The sequence below is a fragment of the Paraburkholderia lebeckiae genome (assembly GCF_050436225.1).
GTDB classification, from domain to species: Bacteria; Pseudomonadota; Gammaproteobacteria; order Burkholderiales; family Burkholderiaceae; genus Paraburkholderia; species Paraburkholderia tuberum.
In genome coordinates this window covers 2,186,394-2,202,939 of the sequence record NZ_JBNDLU010000001.1, presented here as the reverse complement: position 1 = coordinate 2,202,939, position 16,546 = coordinate 2,186,394, and the positions used below count along the sequence as shown (strand labels likewise).

General features: G+C 64.6%; 17 protein-coding genes and 2 pseudogenes. 11 read left to right on the top strand and 8 right to left on the bottom strand.

Annotated elements, in window-relative coordinates:
- Positions 1 to 10: 10 nt before the first annotated feature.
- From OKW45_RS10285 to OKW45_RS10275, 3 genes and pseudogenes are all read left to right on the top strand, one after another.
- Entirely contained in the window at positions 11 to 3,196 is a 3,186-nt protein-coding gene (locus OKW45_RS10285) for an efflux RND transporter permease subunit (protein ID WP_429467784.1), read from the top strand.
- 13 nt (positions 3,197 to 3,209) lie between these two features.
- Entirely contained in the window at positions 3,210 to 4,877 is a 1,668-nt protein-coding gene (locus OKW45_RS10280) for an efflux transporter outer membrane subunit (RefSeq protein WP_429467783.1), read from the top strand.
- Between the two features lie 80 nt (positions 4,878 to 4,957).
- A pseudogene (locus OKW45_RS10275) lies at positions 4,958 to 5,589 on the top strand (Nramp family divalent metal transporter); the annotation flags it as partial.
- A 127-nt stretch (positions 5,590 to 5,716) separates the two neighbouring features.
- Here OKW45_RS10275 and flhC read toward each other — a convergent pair.
- The 6 genes and pseudogenes from flhC to OKW45_RS10245 form a co-directional block, all read right to left on the bottom strand.
- Positions 5,717 to 6,286 carry a flagellar transcriptional regulator FlhC gene (flhC, locus tag OKW45_RS10270; protein WP_018423439.1) on the bottom strand — a complete coding sequence of 190 codons (570 nt, stop codon included), beginning with the start codon at positions 6,284 to 6,286 and terminating at the stop codon, positions 5,717 to 5,719.
- 14 nt (positions 6,287 to 6,300) lie between these two features.
- Positions 6,301 to 6,621 carry a flagellar transcriptional regulator FlhD gene (flhD, locus tag OKW45_RS10265; RefSeq protein WP_018423438.1) on the bottom strand — a complete coding sequence of 107 codons (321 nt, stop codon included), beginning with the start codon at positions 6,619 to 6,621 and terminating at the stop codon, positions 6,301 to 6,303.
- Between the two features lie 744 nt (positions 6,622 to 7,365).
- Positions 7,366 to 7,897: pseudogene (locus OKW45_RS10260) on the bottom strand (GNAT family N-acetyltransferase).
- Between the two features lie 41 nt (positions 7,898 to 7,938).
- A complete protein-coding gene (locus tag OKW45_RS10255) occupies positions 7,939 to 8,787 on the bottom strand; it encodes a helix-turn-helix domain-containing protein (RefSeq protein ID WP_429467780.1) in 849 nt (282 codons plus the stop codon).
- Between the two features lie 88 nt (positions 8,788 to 8,875).
- On the bottom strand, positions 8,876 to 9,178 hold the full coding sequence (locus OKW45_RS10250) for an addiction module antidote protein (protein ID WP_018423436.1): 303 nt from the start codon (positions 9,176 to 9,178) through the stop codon (positions 8,876 to 8,878).
- A gap of 69 nt (positions 9,179 to 9,247) precedes the next feature.
- Positions 9,248 to 9,568: a type II toxin-antitoxin system RelE/ParE family toxin gene (locus OKW45_RS10245; RefSeq protein ID WP_429467777.1), complete on the bottom strand. Its 321-nt coding sequence runs from the start codon at positions 9,566 to 9,568 to the stop codon at positions 9,248 to 9,250.
- A 253-nt stretch (positions 9,569 to 9,821) separates the two neighbouring features.
- On the opposite strand from OKW45_RS10245, the gene OKW45_RS10240 reads away from it, so the two are divergent.
- The 6 genes from OKW45_RS10240 to OKW45_RS10215 all read left to right on the top strand — a co-directional run bounded on the left by OKW45_RS10240 (position 9,822) and on the right by OKW45_RS10215 (position 12,396).
- A complete protein-coding gene (locus tag OKW45_RS10240; protein WP_018423434.1) occupies positions 9,822 to 10,190 on the top strand; it encodes a nuclear transport factor 2 family protein in 369 nt (122 codons plus the stop codon).
- Positions 10,191 to 10,212: 22 nt separating this feature from the next.
- Positions 10,213 to 10,494: a hypothetical protein gene (locus OKW45_RS10235; RefSeq protein WP_090806947.1), complete on the top strand. Its 282-nt coding sequence runs from the start codon at positions 10,213 to 10,215 to the stop codon at positions 10,492 to 10,494.
- Between the two features lie 76 nt (positions 10,495 to 10,570).
- Entirely contained in the window at positions 10,571 to 11,035 is a 465-nt protein-coding gene (locus OKW45_RS10230) for an RbsD/FucU family protein (RefSeq protein ID WP_429467775.1), read from the top strand.
- A 36-nt stretch (positions 11,036 to 11,071) separates the two neighbouring features.
- On the top strand, positions 11,072 to 11,479 hold the full coding sequence (locus OKW45_RS10225; RefSeq protein WP_018423431.1) for a VOC family protein: 408 nt from the start codon (positions 11,072 to 11,074) through the stop codon (positions 11,477 to 11,479).
- Positions 11,480 to 11,582: 103 nt separating this feature from the next.
- Positions 11,583 to 12,017 carry a DoxX family protein gene (locus OKW45_RS10220; protein WP_429467772.1) on the top strand — a complete coding sequence of 145 codons (435 nt, stop codon included), beginning with the start codon at positions 11,583 to 11,585 and terminating at the stop codon, positions 12,015 to 12,017.
- A 106-nt stretch (positions 12,018 to 12,123) separates the two neighbouring features.
- Positions 12,124 to 12,396 (top strand): hypothetical protein, encoded by a 273-nt coding sequence (locus tag OKW45_RS10215; RefSeq protein WP_026226336.1) that lies wholly within the window; start codon positions 12,124 to 12,126, stop codon positions 12,394 to 12,396.
- Between the two features lie 20 nt (positions 12,397 to 12,416).
- Here the strand turns inward: OKW45_RS10215 and OKW45_RS10210 are convergent, their stop codons facing one another.
- Positions 12,417 to 13,877, bottom strand: coding sequence for an MFS transporter (locus tag OKW45_RS10210; protein WP_429467769.1), 1,461 nt, complete (start codon positions 13,875 to 13,877; stop codon positions 12,417 to 12,419).
- Between the two features lie 154 nt (positions 13,878 to 14,031).
- On the bottom strand, positions 14,032 to 15,333 hold the full coding sequence (locus tag OKW45_RS10205; RefSeq protein ID WP_429467768.1) for an MFS transporter: 1,302 nt from the start codon (positions 15,331 to 15,333) through the stop codon (positions 14,032 to 14,034).
- Positions 15,334 to 15,629: 296 nt separating this feature from the next.
- On the opposite strand from OKW45_RS10205, the gene OKW45_RS10200 reads away from it, so the two are divergent.
- Together OKW45_RS10200 and OKW45_RS10195 are read left to right on the top strand one after the other, a co-directional pair.
- Positions 15,630 to 16,337: a response regulator transcription factor gene (locus tag OKW45_RS10200; protein ID WP_429467765.1), complete on the top strand. Its 708-nt coding sequence runs from the start codon at positions 15,630 to 15,632 to the stop codon at positions 16,335 to 16,337.
- Between the two features lie 35 nt (positions 16,338 to 16,372).
- Positions 16,373 to 16,507: a hypothetical protein gene (locus OKW45_RS10195; RefSeq protein ID WP_429467764.1), complete on the top strand. Its 135-nt coding sequence runs from the start codon at positions 16,373 to 16,375 to the stop codon at positions 16,505 to 16,507.
- Positions 16,508 to 16,546 lie beyond the last annotated feature (39 nt).

Sequence of the window (16,546 nt, the reverse complement as noted above, 5' to 3'; positions counted from 1 at the left end):
AGAGCTTCCAATGAACATATCCAAATTCTTCATCGATCGCCCGATCTTCGCAGGCGTGCTATCGGTATTGATCCTGCTCGGGGGCATCATCTCGCTGTTCAAGCTGCCCATTTCCGAGTATCCGGAAGTGGTGCCGCCTTCGGTGGTGGTGCACGCGCAGTATCCGGGCGCGAATCCGAAAGTGATCGCCGAAGCGGTCGCCGCGCCGCTCGAAGAGCAGATCAATGGTGTCGAGAACATGTTGTACATGCAGTCGCAGGCCAATAGCGACGGCAATCTGACGCTGACGGTCACGTTCAAGCTCGGCACCAATCCCGACCTCGCGACGCAGCTCGTGCAGAACCGCGTCAATCAGGCGCTGCCGCGTCTGCCGGATGACGTGCAGCGGCTCGGCGTGACGACGATCAAGAGTTCGCCGACGCTGACGATGGTCGTGCACCTGATCTCGCCGAACGATCGCTACGACATGACGTATCTGCGCAATTACGCGCTGCTCAACGTGAAGGATCGGCTCGCGCGGATTCAGGGCGTCGGCGAAGTGCAACTGTGGGGCTCGGGCGATTACGCAATGCGTATCTGGCTCGATCCGCAGAAAGTCGCGCAACGCGGTCTCACGGCGACCGAAGTCGTCAACGCGATCCGCGAGCAGAACATCCAGGTTGCGGCCGGTGTGATCGGTGCGTCGCCGTCGGTGCCGGGCACGCAATTGCAGTTGTCGGTGAATGCGCGCGGCCGTTTGAAGACCGAGGGCGAATTCGGCGACATCATCGTGAAGACCGCGCCCGACGGCGGCGTGACCTATCTGCGCGATATCGCTCGCATCGAGCTCGCGGCGTCGGAATATGGTCTGCGTTCGCTGCTCGACAATAAGCCCGCGGTTGCGCTTGCGATCAATCAGGCGCCGGGTGCGAACTCGCTCGCGATTTCAGAGCAGGTGCGCGCGGCGATGAAGGAACTCGCCGAAGACATGCCGGCCGGCGTCGAATACCGGATCGTCTACGACCCGACGCAGTTCGTGCGTTCGAGTATCGAGGCGGTGATCCATACGCTGCTCGAAGCGATCGCGCTGGTCGTGATCGTCGTGATCGTGTTCCTGCAGACGTGGCGCGCGTCGATCATTCCGTTGATCGCGGTGCCGGTGTCGATCGTCGGCACGTTCTCGCTGCTGCTTGCGTTCGGCTTTTCGATCAACGCGTTGTCGCTGTTCGGCATGGTGCTCGCGATCGGTATCGTGGTCGACGATGCGATCGTCGTGGTGGAGAACGTCGAGCGCAACATCGAAAGCGGGCTCAGTGCGCGCGAGGCGACCTACAAGGCGATGCGCGAAGTGAGCGGGCCGATCATCGCGATTGCGCTGACGCTCGTCGCCGTGTTCGTGCCGCTCGCGTTCATGACGGGTCTCACGGGCCAGTTCTACAAGCAGTTTGCGATGACCATCGCGATCTCGACGGTGATCTCGGCGTTCAATTCGCTGACGCTGTCGCCGGCGTTGTCCGCGCTACTGCTGCGCAGCCACGGCGAGAAGGAAGACTGGCTGACGCGTGTGATGAACCGTGTGCTCGGCGGCTTCTTCAAGCGTTTCAACAAGGTCTTTCATCGTGGTTCGGAAGCCTACGGCCGCGGGGTGACCGGCGTGCTGCGTCGCAAGGGCGCGATGCTCGCGGTGTACGCGATCCTCATCGGTGCGACCGTGCTGGTGGCGCGGATCGTGCCGGGCGGCTTCGTGCCCGCGCAGGACAAGGAGTATCTGATCGCGTTCGCGCAGTTGCCGAACGGTGCGTCGCTCGATCGCACGGAGAAGGTGATCCGCGTTATGAGCGCGATCGCGCTGAAGCAGCCGGGCGTCGAAAGCGCGGTGGCCTTCCCTGGTTTGTCGGTGAATGGCTTCACGAATAGTTCGAGCGCGGGCATCGTGTTCGTCACGCTGAAGCCGTTCAAGGAGCGCGGCGACAAGAAGCTGTCGGCGGGCGCCATCGCCGGTGCGCTGAACCAGCAGTACGGTGCGATCAAGGACTCGTTCGTCGCGGTGTTCCCGCCGCCGCCGGTGCTCGGGCTCGGCACACTCGGCGGCTTCAAGATGCAACTCGAGGATCACGGCGCGGTCGGTTACGCGGAACTCAACAAGGCTGCCGAAGCATTCGTGAAGCGCGCGGCGCAAACGCCCGAACTTGGGCCGACCTTCTCCAGCTATCAGATCAACGTGCCGCAGCTGAACGTCGATCTCGATCGCGTGAAGGCGAAGCAGCTCGGCGTGCCGGTCACGGACGTGTTCGACACGATGCAGATCTATCTGGGCTCGCTGTACGTGAACGACTTCAACCGCTTCGGCCGTGTGTATCAGGTGCGCGTGCAGGCGGACGCGCCGTTCCGTCAACGCGCCGACGACATCCTGCAACTGAAGACGCGCAACGCGGCGGGCGAGATGGTGCCGTTGTCGTCGCTCGTCACGGTGACGCCGACCTACGGGCCGGAGATGGTGGTGCGCTACAACGGCTACACGGCGGCCGACATCAACGGCGGCCCAGCGCCCGGCTTTTCGTCGGGACAGGCGCAGGCCGCGGCCGAACGCGTGGCCGCCGAGGTGCTGCCGCGCGGCGTGAAGCTCGAGTGGACCGACCTCACATATCAGCAGATCCTTGCCGGCAACGCGGGCATGTGGGTGTTCCCGATCAGCGTGCTGCTCGTGTTCCTCGTGCTCGCCGCGCTGTACGAAAGCCTGACGCTGCCGCTCGCCGTGATCCTGATCGTGCCGATGAGCGTGCTGTCCGCGCTGACCGGCGTGTGGCTCACCGGTGGCGACAACAACATCTTCACGCAGATCGGATTGATGGTACTGGTGGGCTTGTCCGCGAAGAACGCGATCCTGATTGTCGAGTTTGCGCGTGAGCTCGAACACGACGGACGCAGTCCGCTGCAGGCCGCGATCGAAGCGAGCCGTCTGCGTCTGCGGCCGATTCTGATGACGTCGATCGCCTTCATCATGGGCGTGGTGCCGCTGGTGTTGTCGAGCGGCGCGGGCTCGGAGATGCGTCACGCGATGGGCGTCGCGGTGTTCTTCGGCATGCTCGGCGTCACGCTGTTCGGCCTGATGCTGACGCCGGTGTTCTATGTGGTGCTGCGTTCGCTCGCGGGCGGGACGATTCACGTCGCGCAGAAGGATGCGCCGCGCTACGGCGCGCCCGTTACGGACGCCTGAGGAGAAAACAACAATGAAACGCTTTGAATCTCGCTTTGACTCTTTGCGCGGATGGGGCCGCGCGGCCGCGAGCGGTTTGCTGATCGCGCTGCTGGCCGCTTGTTCGGTCGAGCCCACGTACAAGCGTCCCGACGTCGATACGCCGGCGGCGTTCAAGGAAGCGCCCGCGATGGCGACGTCGGCTGCGGCGGCGTCGGGCGTGGCGGCTGGTTCGGCCGCGTCGGCGCAAAACACCGGCACGTGGAAGCCGGCCCAGCCCGCCGACGACGCCCTGCGTGGCGAATGGTGGAAGGTGTTCGGCGACCCGCAGCTCAACGCGCTCGAAGAGCAGGCCGCCGCCGCGAACCAGGACCTGAAGGCCGCAGCCGCGCGCGTGCAGCAGGCGCGCGCGGTCACCCAGGCGGCGAAGTCCGACTGGTTCCCGAAGCTCGACGCGGGCTTCGGCCCGACCCGGGAGCGTGCGTCGGCGGCGTCGCAGTTCCTGCCGGACAGCGCGGGCGGCACGACCGGCACGATCTGGCGTGCGCAGGTCGGCGCGTCGTATGAGGCGGATCTGTTCGGGCGGGTCAGCTCGAACGTGAACGCGTCGCGCTCGGACGAGCAGCAGAGCGAAGCGCTGTTTCGCTCGGTGCAGCTGTCGTTGCAGGCCGACGTCGCGCAGAACTACTTCCAGTTGCGCGAGCTCGACACCGACCAGGATCTGTATCGCCGCACCGTCGCGTTGCGCGAGGACACGCTGAAGCTCGTCGAGCGGCGCTTCAAGGAAGGCGATATCAGCGAGCTGGATCTGTCGCGCTCGCGTAACGAGCTCGCGAGCGCGCGTGCCGATGCGGTCGGCGTCGCGCGGCAACGGGCGGCCTCGGAGCATAGCCTCGCGATTCTGCTCGGCAAGCCGCCCGCGGATTTCTCGTTCGCGGAACAACCGCTTGCGCCGGTGGCGGTGCGCGTGCCGCCGGGTTTGCCGTCGGCGCTGCTCGAACGCAGGCCGGACATCGCGGCAGCCGAACGCGCGATGCAGGCAGCGAATGCGCGCGTCGGGCTCGCGAAGTCGGCGTTCTTCCCGAAGCTCGACATCACGGGCGCGTTCGGCTTTGAATCGGCGACGCTCGGCGATCTGTTCATGTGGTCGAGCCGCGCGTTCATCCTCGGTCCGTTCGCGGGTACCGCGCTGACGGTGCCGATCTTCGACGGCGGCCGCCGCAAGGCCAATCTCGCGCAGGCCCGTTCGAAGTACGACGAGGACGTCGCGCAATATCGCCAGCAGGTGCTCGTGGCGTTCCGCGAAGTCGAGGACAATCTCGCCGATCTGCGCTTGCTCGACGATCAGATGCGCGAGCAGAACGACGCGGTCGATGCGTCGCAGCGCGCCGCGCACCTGTCGCGCACGCAGTACACGGAGGGCGCGGTCAGCTATCTCGACGTGATTGATGGCGAGCGGCAGGTGCTGCAGTCGCAATTGCAGGCGAGCCATCTGGCGGGCACGCAGGCGGTCGCGACCGTGAATCTGATTCGCGCGCTCGGTGGCGGTTGGGGCGATGTGACGGCGGCAGATACGGCGGTCGGGGCGGCGCCGGTGCCGGTTGGTGCTTCCGGCGGCGCGGCGGCTTCGCTGGCTGCGGCTTCCGGCTCCGCGGCCGGAGCCGCATCGGTTTCAGCGCAGCAGCAGGTGGCGAAGCGCTGAATTCCTGGCCCTGTTGGCAAGCGCTTCATCAACCTCATCAACGACGCCGGGTCGCGCGCAAGCGCCTCCCGGCGTTTTTCATGCAAATTGTTTGTAGCGCCACAGCGCCGTTCTGTCCGTCCGAGGTACAGGGCTTGGTCGCCGTCTCCGCAGGCGCACCGTTCTGCAAGAAGATTCTGCAATTCGCGGGGCCCGGCCTGCTCGTATCGATCGGCTATATGGACCCGGGCAACTGGGCCGCCCCGATCGAAGCAGGTTCGCGCTTCGGCTACAGTCTGCTGTTCGTCGTGCTGCTGTCGAGCCTCGCGGCGATGGCGCTGCAATGTCTGAGCATGCGCCTCGGTATCGCGACCGGGCGCGCTCGCGCAACTGTCGAGCGCTCGCTATTCGCCGGGCGTCGCGCGTGCGCAGTGGCTGCTCGCGGAGCTGTCGATCATTGCCTACCATCTCGCCGAAGTGCTCGGCGGCGCGCTCGCGTTCCTGCCACTAGCGCCGATCGTCGGCACCGGCTTCGCCGCCTTCCTGTTCGCGATCACGCTGCTCGCGTCGGGACAAAGCTCGACGTTCACCGGCACGGTGGCGGGGCAGGTCATCATGGAAGGCTTCCTGAAAATGAAGATTCCGTGCTGGCAGGCGGCGCTTCATCACGCGAGCGCTCGCGCTAATCCCGGCGCTGATCGGTGTGCGGATGCTCGGCAATGGCGCGGTTGGGTATTCGGCACGCCGGTTTGCCCGGCGCGAAGGCGAAAAAAAATCCGCGCGGTTCAATCACTGCGCGGAATCATGTGAGCTTCGGTGAGAATCGGGTCGACCGCGTCTCGCGACGGCGAATCGATCGGTCAAGCGGCCTGCGCAACCTGCGCCGCATCGAGCGCTTCCCGGCGCGCGGCTGCTGCCTTCTTCGTCTTGCCGGCACGCGACGGCGGCTGGCAGGCGCCGCACACGACGTTGTGCTGCAGGTCGTGCTTGTGCGCGACGAACTTGCCGGTACAGCGGCAGCATCTGGTCAACTGCAGGATGTCGGCGTCGAAGAAACGCACGAGCGTCCACGCGCGCGTCAGATCGAGCACCGGCTCGGTTTCGCTGTGCTGACAGTGTTCGAGATACAGCCGATAGCCCTTGGTCAGCGCATCCAGATGCGAGCAGCGCGCTTCGTTCTTGAGGAACAGGTACGTGTTGTAGAACAGCGACGCGTGAATGTTCGCGAGCCACGTCATGTACCAGTCCGCCGAGAACGGCAGCATGCCCTTGGGCGGCGATACCCCCTTGACCTCGCGATACAGGCGGATCATACGGTCGCGCGACAGGGTCAGCTCGCTCTCGAGCACCTGCATGCGGGCGCCGAGTTCGATGAGTGCGATCGCGCGAAATACTTCCTGTGCATCTTCGGTCAGGCTTCGCTTGAGCATTGCAGTCACCTCGTTCAGGCAAATTGCTCGGCGGGCTGGCCTGCAAGCAGGATCGCCGTGTGAGTCGGTGCAACTGCGGTGTGCTTCGTCGTTTGCGTCAACGCCGACAGCATCACGTGGTCGTTGAAGCGGAAGAAGCACAAAAGCTGGTCGGAAGCGGCCAGCTTGACGATTTGCGCGAGCGACAGCCCGGCAAGCAAGTCAGCCAGTTCCGACGACAGTCCCAGCCGGAACATTCCGACCGGTTTGTCCTCGCGCAACATGCGTTGCGCGAGCATGATGTAAGACAAGTTGATCTCGCGGATTGAATCCAGCGTCTCGCTGCTACGGTCCATTTTGTCTGTTTCCGAAGCCCCGAATTACTATGTCGGCTTTGCGCCGTTATGTCTTTTCTGCCTCGCCGGCAACGTGGCCTCCGGCTACATGTTGCTACTTGCTACAGACAGCGAACATTTGATACATGACGTTACATTTCGTAACAGCTCGGGACGAATTGTATGAAGGCTAAAACCAGAAATCAATCCTTTCTCAAAAAAATATCTCAAAAAACTACATCGTTTTTCGGTAAGTTTTTCACGCCATTGTAATGAATGATGCCAAGTGAATTTATAGCCTTTCGACACTGGCCTCTGTTCCATGAAAACCATTACTGGTTGGGCATCCTGCGCAATTGTCAGAGGCGCGCGTCCGCACCGCGCGGCGCTCGGTAAATTTGTTTTGGATTAGGAAGGAAACAGAAAGCGATGGAATGGACGGTAATAAATACTCATGTTCGGCGGCGCATGAGGGACGGATGGATCCTGTAACGGTATGAAGCGTCCCCCGTTACAAACTTCGCAAACAGGGCCGGATTTGGAACGGCTCGCTGAGGACCGGGCAGCCGGTCTGGCGCACGCGTTCGACCCCGAGACCTAACAGCGGTCGCAGACGCCTACCGATCAGATTGCGGACGGAGGCTGCGAGAAGCCAGTGCCGTGCAGGCTGTCTGACACGATGTCGGTGCGATAGGCGACGACATTACAACATTGAGGAGGCGCAGGAAATGGCCGCAAGGAGGCGTTGTCAATAATTCCCGGGGGCTACGCGAGGAATCGCGCCATCAGATCCTCGTCATGGAACACCCCGTCGACGTTCAAGGCGCCGACTTCGCACCCATATTTGCGAAAGCCGAGCGATTCATACAGCCTGCGCGCCGCGTAGTTGCGGCTACCCACGGTTAGCTGCACCTGTCGCAAACCGTCGACGCGCGCCGCGCGCGTCAGCAACTCGCCGAGCAGCGCGCGCCCGACCCCACGACCAGCCGCTTCCTGTGCGACATACATGCCGACCACGTTCGCCTTGTGCCGCTCTTTGTGGGCTTTATTGCGCAGCAGACCGACGACGCCGATCAGCGGAGCGTCGGCCGCCGCATACGCGCCAAGCAGAAACGTGCCTTCCGTCTCCGAGCCCTGCAGTGTCGCGTCATCCGGCGCCTTTCGCCAGCGCTTCGTCGTGGCTTTGTCCGAACGAAGCGGGGTGCGCCTTCAGCCCGCGCAGACGAAGCTGGAAATAGGCGTCCCGGTCGGCGGGTCCGAGTTGGCGGATCAGCAGGGTGTCGGCGTTGACGGACATCTCACTTATTCGTGGTGAGTGGAGTGGAGGTACGCGAGCGGCTAGCCGCGCTGGTGTTCGGCAAATTCGCGCAGCGCCGACGCGGTTTGCCGATCCGCCGGAAAGAACGCCTCGATGGCGAGTTCCGACAGCGTAACGTCCACGGGCGTGCCGAACACCGTGGTGGTGCTGAAAAACGACAGCACGCCAAGCGGCGTACGCAGCCGCAACGGCACGGCGATCTGGTTGAGGACTGCATCGTCCAGCGTCGAGGCGTCTGCATCCGGCGGTGCGGGGTAGCCGGCCAGTTCGTCGCGCAGTGCGCTCAGCGTGTCGTCGCCGCTGACGTCGATCTGCCGTTGCAGGCGGGCCAGCACATGCTCGCGCCACGCATGCCAGTTGACGATCGACGCCGCAATGCCTTGTGGATGCAGACTCAGGCGCAATGCGTTGACCGGTGGCTTCAACAGTTCGGGACTCGCGCCGCTCAACAACGGCGCAATCGCATTGTTGGTCGCGACGATGGTCCAGTGCCGGTCGATCGCGAGGGCCGGGTAGGGCTCATGTCCTTTGAGCACCAGTTCGACGGCTTCGCGCGCGGCGGCGAGCTGCGGGTCGGAGAGGGGACGTTCGCGAAACAGCGGCGCGTAACCGGCCGCGACGAGCAGAGCATTGCGCGCGCGCAACGGCACGTCGAGGCGCTCGGCGAGATGCATGACCATTTCCCGGCTCGGTAGCGCGCGCCCCGATTCGACAAAGCTCAGATGGCGGGTCGAAATATCAGCCTCCGTGGCGAGCAGCAACTGGCTCATGCGCCGCCGCTGCCGCCATTCGCGGAGAAGTTCGCCGACCGCCCGAGTGCCGATCGGCGCGGATGATGGAGCCGCTTGTGCAATAGAGAGTGTGTTCATGCCACCGATCATAGTCAAAGCGTGCAAGCAATCGATTACCTGAGAGGTAATGCCCCGCCAATTTCAGTCAACGAGACGCGTGCCCGGCTCAGGCGGCAGCCAGGCGCAACGGCACGGCGGTGAATTTGACGCCGATCGCACTGGCCAGTTTGAGGACCGTGTCCATGCGTGGCTTGGAGCCGGGCGCGAGTGTCTTGTAGAGGCTTTCGCGGCCCAGGCCCGCTGCAGCGGCGATCTTCGTGATGCCGCGCGCCTTGGCGATATCCGCGATGGCGGCGAGCAGCAGATCGGAGTCGCCTTCGTCGAGGGCGGCGTTCAGATAAGCCGCGACCATTTCGTCGTTGTCGAGGTACTTCGATGCATCGAAGCGTGCCGTTTTGATCTTGCTCATGACCGTTCCTTTCTGATGGTTGTCCACATTGCTCCGGCATGCCTGATATCCGCCTGCTGCGTGGACTTGTTACCCCCGCAGAGCAGCAGATACATCATGCGTTCCTCGCGCGCGCGCGTAGTAGACCCGGTAACCCGGCCCGCAATCGATGCGCATCTCGAACACGCCGCTTTCCAGCAACTTCGCGTCGCCGAAAAGCCCGCGTTCCGCGCGGCGGATCCGCACGAGAATTTGCGCCTTCGCCTTGAGGTCGGTGAGGCCGTGAAGCCAACGGTCGAACTCTTCGGTGCAGTTGATCGTGTACACGCGCGGTGTGTCGATCTGCGGATGATTGTATCTCCTAGGATACGGTCGTGCAAGCGAGAAAAGCGTCTCGATAAAGCGGTCCAAGCGGTCCTCCTGTTCATTGCATTGCCCGCCTCGCGATGTCGTCGGCGGGCTTCGATGAGTCACTTGAGGTTAGCGGTGCGAAGGTCTTTTGACGACTCGGCCGAATGACCTATTTGGCGAAGGCTGCATCCGCTTGATTACCTCTCACGTAATCGACGCAATGCACGCGAGCCGTCAATCTTCATTCCGAGCCCGCCGCATGCGATGCGCATGCCGCGCGAAGTGCTCAGTCCTGTCAATCGAGGAGTTTGAGATGAATGCGCATACCGATTTGATCGACCGTTATTTCGATACCTGGAACGAGACCGATGGCGCGCGTCGTCGCGAGTTGATCGCGGCAACGTGGAGCGCCGATGCCGACTATCGCGACCCGCTGCTGGCGGGCGCGGGCCACGATGGCATCGACGCCATGATCCGCGCGGTGCATGAGCGTTTTCCGGATCACACGTTTCGCCGTACGACCGACGTCGACGGCTTCGCGAATCGCCTGCGCTTCTCGTGGGCACTGACGACCCCCACGGGCGAGGCGATCGTGAAGGGCTCGGACTTCGGCGTGGTGGACGCGCATGGGCGTCTGCAAGCGGTCACCGGTTTTCTCGACGAAACCCCCGGCGCCGCCTGAGGCGTTTTTCACGGAGACGATCATGCACGAGCCCGCCGCTGCCAAGCCCGCGCAAGTCCATCTCGCGTTGCTGCGCGTCGCGGCCGCGCTCGATGCGTTATCGAGCGCGATCGCCGGTTTCGCGCTGCTCGGCGGCGCGCGGGCGTTCATGTTCATCGCACTGCTCGGTTGGCGCGAGCCGGTGCTCGGCGGCGCGGGGCTCGTGCTGCTCGCTTTGGTCGGATGGCTGCGCTGGCAATGCGGTGCGAGCGCAGCGCCGCAAGACGTCCGGCGCGCTTGCTACAATCGATCGTCGTGCGGATGAAGCGTGACACGCATCTAGCGCAAAGCTCACGACCTCACCCCCGCAGCATGTTCCCAACGAACGACCTGGAGACCCCGTGCTGAAAAATCTGGACCCGCTACTGAACGCCGATATCCTGCACGCGCTGCGCTCGATGGGCCACGGCGACGAGCTCGTGATCTGCGACGCCAACTTTCCGGCCGACGCCGTCGCGCGCGATACCGTGCTCGGCAAGCCGCTGCGTCTCGACGGCGTCAGTTCGCCGCGCGCGATCCGCGCAGTGTTGTCGGTGCTGCCGCTCGACACCTTTATCGAGCATCCCGCGTCGCGCATGGAAGTGGTTGGCGAGCCGCACATGATTCCCGCGGTGCAGCGCGAAGCGCAAGCCGAGGTCAACGCGGGCGAGGGGCGCGAGGTGCGCTTCGTGTCGATCGAGCGATTCGCGTTTTACGAGCGTGCGCGCCAGGCATACTGTGTGATCGCGACGGGCGAGGAGCGCGGCTACGGCTGCTTCGTATTCACGAAGGGCGTGTTGCTCGCGCCGGACGCGCCACGCGCATAGTCGCTACCACCTTTCTCGATTCATCACGACAAACCCATGAGCTTCCAGCTAGCCAGTCTCGATCATCTCGTTCTGAACGTCGCCGACGTCGAAGTGAGCGCGGCGTGGTACGCGCGGATGCTCGGCATGCGACGCACCGAGTTCGCGTCGCGCACCGGCACGCGCGTGGCGATGAACTACGGCAATCAGAAGATCAATCTGCGTCCCGCGTCGGCCGATACCGTCGCCTGGTTCACGTCGCGCGAGGTGGTGCCGGGCACCGCGGACCTGTGCTTCGTGACCACCGCAAGCCCGGACGACGTCAAGGCGCACTGGCTCGCGCAAGGCGTCGCTATCGAGGCGGGGCCGGTGGAGCGCGACGGCGCGCGCGGCAAGATGACCTCGGTGTATTGCCGCGACCCGGACGGCAACCTGATCGAGGTCGCCACGTATCCGTCAGCCTGAACGGGCTTGGAAATCGCGGCCATTGCTCATATGCTCAGGGGCGAGGCGGGGAACTGAGCCCCTGCATTCGGGTCTGCTGCTTATTCATTACAGGAGTCCCCCCATGTCGCGTCCCGTCGATTTCGGCATCATTTTCATCGCCCGTCTTGCGCTTTCCGTGCTGTTCCTGTGGAGCGGGGTGATGAAACTGCTGGGCTATGCGGGCTTCGTCGGCTACCTGCATTCGAAAGGCGTGCCGTTCGTGCAGATCGCCGCGCCGATCGCAACCGGAGTCGAGGTGCTCGGTGGCCTGCTGCTCGTGGTCGGCTTCAAGGTACGGCCGCTCGCGCTGGTCATGGCGGTGTATACGGTCGCGACGGCGGTGCTCGGCCACGACTTCTGGAATATCACCGACCCGGCCTTGCAGCACGACATGGTGATTCATTTCTGGAAGAACATAGGAATCGCGGGCGGTTTCCTGCTGCTGTTCGTCACCGGCGCGGGGCGTCTGAGCATAGACAACGCGCGCGCGCCGCGCGGCGGACTCGGCGGGCTGTGAAGCGGGCTGTGAAGCGGGCTGTGAAGCGTGAGCGCATGCAGTCCGCTCGGCCCGCATCCTGCTACACAGCCGGATGTCCAATCCGCGCCAAGCAAGGGAGCAGATGATGATTCAGAACTTCGAGCAAATGATCGGCGGCAAACTCACGCAACTGTGCGCGAGTCTCGGCGAAGGGCCGACGCCGCATCGTGTGATCATCAGCCTCGCCGAGTCGGCGAAGACGCTGGTGGTTCTGGATGCGTCCGGATTCATCGGCACGCTGAAGGCGGATATCGAGGACCCCGAAAAGCTGGTCGCGGATGCGATCGCCAAGGCGCGCAACGAAGGCCTGATCGAGCGCGCAATCGATACCGGCACGATTCAGGAGGCGTCGCTGTAGGCGGCTGCATTACACACCGCTTACTTACTCGCGGCGCTCGCCCCGCGCGCAGACGACGCCGCCGCGTGCGGCTCCGGATGCACGAAACACGCGAGCACGAGAGCCAGCACCAGCAGTCCCACCGAAATAGCCGTCGCCGCTTGCATCCCTGGCACGATCTGCGTCGCGGCCGCACCGCCCGCGAGCGCGCCGAAGGCCGCCACGCCCACCGCGCCGCCGGCCTGGCGCGCCGTGTTCAATACCGCCGACGCCGTGCCCGCGCGCCGCGCTTCGGTCGATGCGAGCACCGCCGTGGTCATCGCCGGCACCGCGAGTCCCATGCCCGACGGAATCAGCAAAAACGGCAGCAGCAGGCCAATCAGCGGCGTCTCCGCGTCGACGAGATGCAGCAGGCCATAGCCGAGACCAGCCGTGATCGCGCCGAGGATCATCGGCACGCGCACTCCCAGGCGGCCGATCACCCAGCCGCTCGCGACGTTCGAGATCAGGAAGCCGCCCGTCAGCGGCAGGAACGCGAGGCCCGCCTGCAACGGCGCGTAGCCCCGCACGCGCTGAAGATAAAGGCTCAGCACGAACACCATGCCGTAATACGTCAGATTCACGCAGATGCCGAACAGCACCGCCGCGCTGAACGTGCGCGTGCCGAACAGGGACAGCGGCAGCATCGGGCGTGCGACGCGCGCTTCGACGAACACGAACGCACCGGCCGCCAGCAGCGCCAGCACGAAGCCGCCGGCGACCAGCGGATGCGCGAGCCCGAGCGGCCGCCATTCGATCACCGCGGCGACGAACGCGGTTAGCGCGACGATCGCGAGACACTGGCCGCCGAGATCGATGCCGCGTGGCGTCGCGCCGGTGTTGCCGCGAGCGGCGGCCGGCACGCCGCGTTGCGAGGTTTGCGGACGCGGAATCCACAGCAGTGTCGCGAGCAGGCCGGCCGCGCAGATCGGTAGATTGACGAGAAAGATGCTGCGCCAGCCGAACGCGGCGATCAGCAGACCGCCGGCCACCGGCCCGGCCGCGATCGAAATCGCGCCGGAGGCGGTCCACAGGCCGACCGCGCGTGCCCGCAGCTTCGGTTCGTGGCCGAACGACTGGTTGAGCAGCGCGAGCGAATTCGGCAGCATCGCGGCCGCGCCGATGCCTTGCACCGCGCGCGCGGCGATCAGCATCGGGGCGTCGAGCGCGAGCCCGCAGGCCAGCGACGCGAGCGCGAACAGCACGATTCCGCTCGCATACATGCGCCGCGCGCCGAAGCGGTCGCCGAGCGCGCCGGCCGACAGCATCAGCACCGCAAACGCGAGCGTGTATGCATCGACGACCCATTGCAGGCCCGCGACGTTCGCGTGCAGGTCCGCGCCGATTCGCGGCAGCGCGATGTTGACGATGGTCACGTCCAGTTGCGTGACCACGAAGCCGACGCTGACGGTCGCGAGAACGCGACCGAGGGCGGGCGAAAAGGAGGGTGTGGATGAGTTCATGACTGCATCGTAAGCCCGATGCAGTTCGCCACGTTTCGGCGTGGCGTGAAGTATGGATGTCGCCTGAACGAGCGACGGCGCGTCGAAAACCGCGCCATCGCGGAGCGCTCCGTCGACGCGCTACTTATGGGTCGACGAAGCGAGATCCGCCGGATCAACGCCCACGCGGCGCATCCTTGATGAACAGCGTGGTCAGCGCGCCCAGCACGCAGATCGCCGCGACGTACAGCGGCGCGGCCAGCGGGTTCGACTTCATCATCAACGATACGGCGATCGGCGTCAGACCGCCGAACACCGCATACGCGACGTTGTACGAGAACGAGATGCCCGAGAAGCGCACCACCGGCGGGAATCCGCGGACCATCACGAGCGGAATCGCGCCGATCACGCCGACGAAAAGTCCGGCTAGTGCATACAGTGGCACGAGCAGGGACGTATCGACGGCCAACTGGCGAAACATCACGTAATACGTAATCGCAAGCGCAACGCCGCCGACGAAAATCGTGCGACCCGCGCCAATGCGTCCGGCGATCGAACCGGCCACCACGCAGCCGATCGTCAGGCACAGCGTCGCGACACAGTTCGCGAGCAGCGCGGTGGCCGGCTCGATGTGAAATTGCTTTTGCAGCAGCGTCGGCGTCATCAGGATCACGACGACGATCGCCGCCGACAGCATCCAGGTGAGCAGCATCGACACGATCACCGCGCGGCCGTGATCCCGCAGCACGGCCTTCAGCGGCACTTCCGCGGCGATCGCCTTGCGTTGCTTCAGTTCGGCGAACACCGGCGTCTCGTGCAGCCAGCGGCGCAGATAGACCGAGAACATACCGAACACGCCGCCGATGAGGAACGGAACACGCCACGCATATTCGGAAATATCGGCCGGCGTGAAATGGCGAGTGACCGCCGACGCAATCAGCGAGCCGAGCAGAATGCCCGCCGTGAGGCCGGCCGTCAGCGTGCCGCACGCATAGCCGACGTGCCGCCCCGGCACATGCTCCGAGACGAACACCCATGCGCCCGGGACTTCGCCGCCGACCGCCGCGCCCTGCATCACGCGGAACAGCAACAGCAGCACCGGCGCGAGCACGCCGATGCTCGCGTAGGTGGGCATCAGGCCAATCAGCAGCGTCGGCACCGACATCAGCAGCACGCTCAGCGTGAACATACGCTTGCGGCCGAACAGGTCGCCGAAGTGCGCCATGATGATGCCGCCGAGCGGCCGCGCCAGATAACCGGCCGCGAAAATGCCGAAGGTCTGCACCTGACGCAGCCAGTCCGGCATCGCCGCCGGGAAAAACAGCTGGCCGATCGCCGGCGCGAAGAAAACGAAGATGATGAAGTCGTAGAACTCGAGCGCTCCGCCGAGCGCGGCGAGACCGAGTGTCTTGTAATCGCTGTGCCCAAGCGGGCGGGGGGTGACAGCCTGCGCTCCACCCAGATTTGTCGCTTGCATTGCCATGTCTTTTGATGAATTGTGAGCCACGCGGCGGGTGACGCGTGGACATACGGCGGTCGTCGGGCGAGAAGTGTGACAGGCGCTGGGTAGAGCACGGGACACGGGCGCGCCGTCCGGATAGGGCGGGCGCGCTGACGACGGAGGCCGGCGCGGATTTTACAGGATGGAAGCGGAAGTCCTGCGGACGCGCCCAGTTGGGCGAAGAAAGCGGCGGAAAATAGGAATGCTCCGAAGGGAGGGACCGGGGTGCGGCTCGGAGAATGACCTGCATGTCCTTGTCGAGAGTCCATCCCATGCGCGTTGCAGTTCTTCAGCGTGACCCGGTCATGCGTCAGTCCATTGAATCAAGTCTGGTGAGAGCCGGCCATTTCTGCGCGGCCTATGACGACGGCGTTGCGTTGTCGAGGTCGCTCGTGCGCTCCACGATGGATCTGCTGGTGCTCGACTGGCAGGATATCCGGCCCGCCGGCGCGGACCTGTTGCGCTCGGTGCGCCGCGTGGCAGGCGAGGACGTGCCGATCATGTTCGTGTCGAACGACCGCTCGGAGGAAAGCATGGTGCGCGCGCTAGCCGGCGGTGCCGACGATTACCTCGCGTTGCCGCTGCGGGACGCCGAGTTTCGCGCGCGAGTCGCGGCGCTTCTGCGGCGCGCGTATCCGGAGCGTCTCAGCACCGCGACCTGTTTCGAGATCGGCCCCTATTGCTTCGACACGATCCGCCGGGCGGTCACGCTGCGCGGCGAGCCGGTGTCGCTGTCGCCCACCCAGTACCGGATCGCGGCGCTGTTCTTTTCCAACGTCGATCGCGTGATGTCGCGCGACCATATCTTCGCGACGGTGTGGGGCCGCGAACTGCGCGAGTTCACGCGGACCATCGACAGTCACGTGTCACGGCTGCGTCTGCTGCTCGCGATCGAGCCGCACAATGGTTTCCGGCTGCAGCCGGTATACAGAAGCGGCTACCGGCTGCTGCGGCTTCACGACCATGTGCTCAGGGAGTGAAGATTGGCAGTCGGCGCGCACGGCATGAGGTCGCCGTGGCCAGTTATATGCTGAAATCCGCGTTGCAGCCCGTCGCGCTCGCCAGCGGTGCTCATTCTCCTTACGTGTCCGTATCGGTAAGCCGGGTTACCGTGTTTGCACTGATGGTCGTCGACGTCGATACCGAATAGTGGGTCGTTTCGCGCCCCGCGCGCGCGGCGTCTCACGCA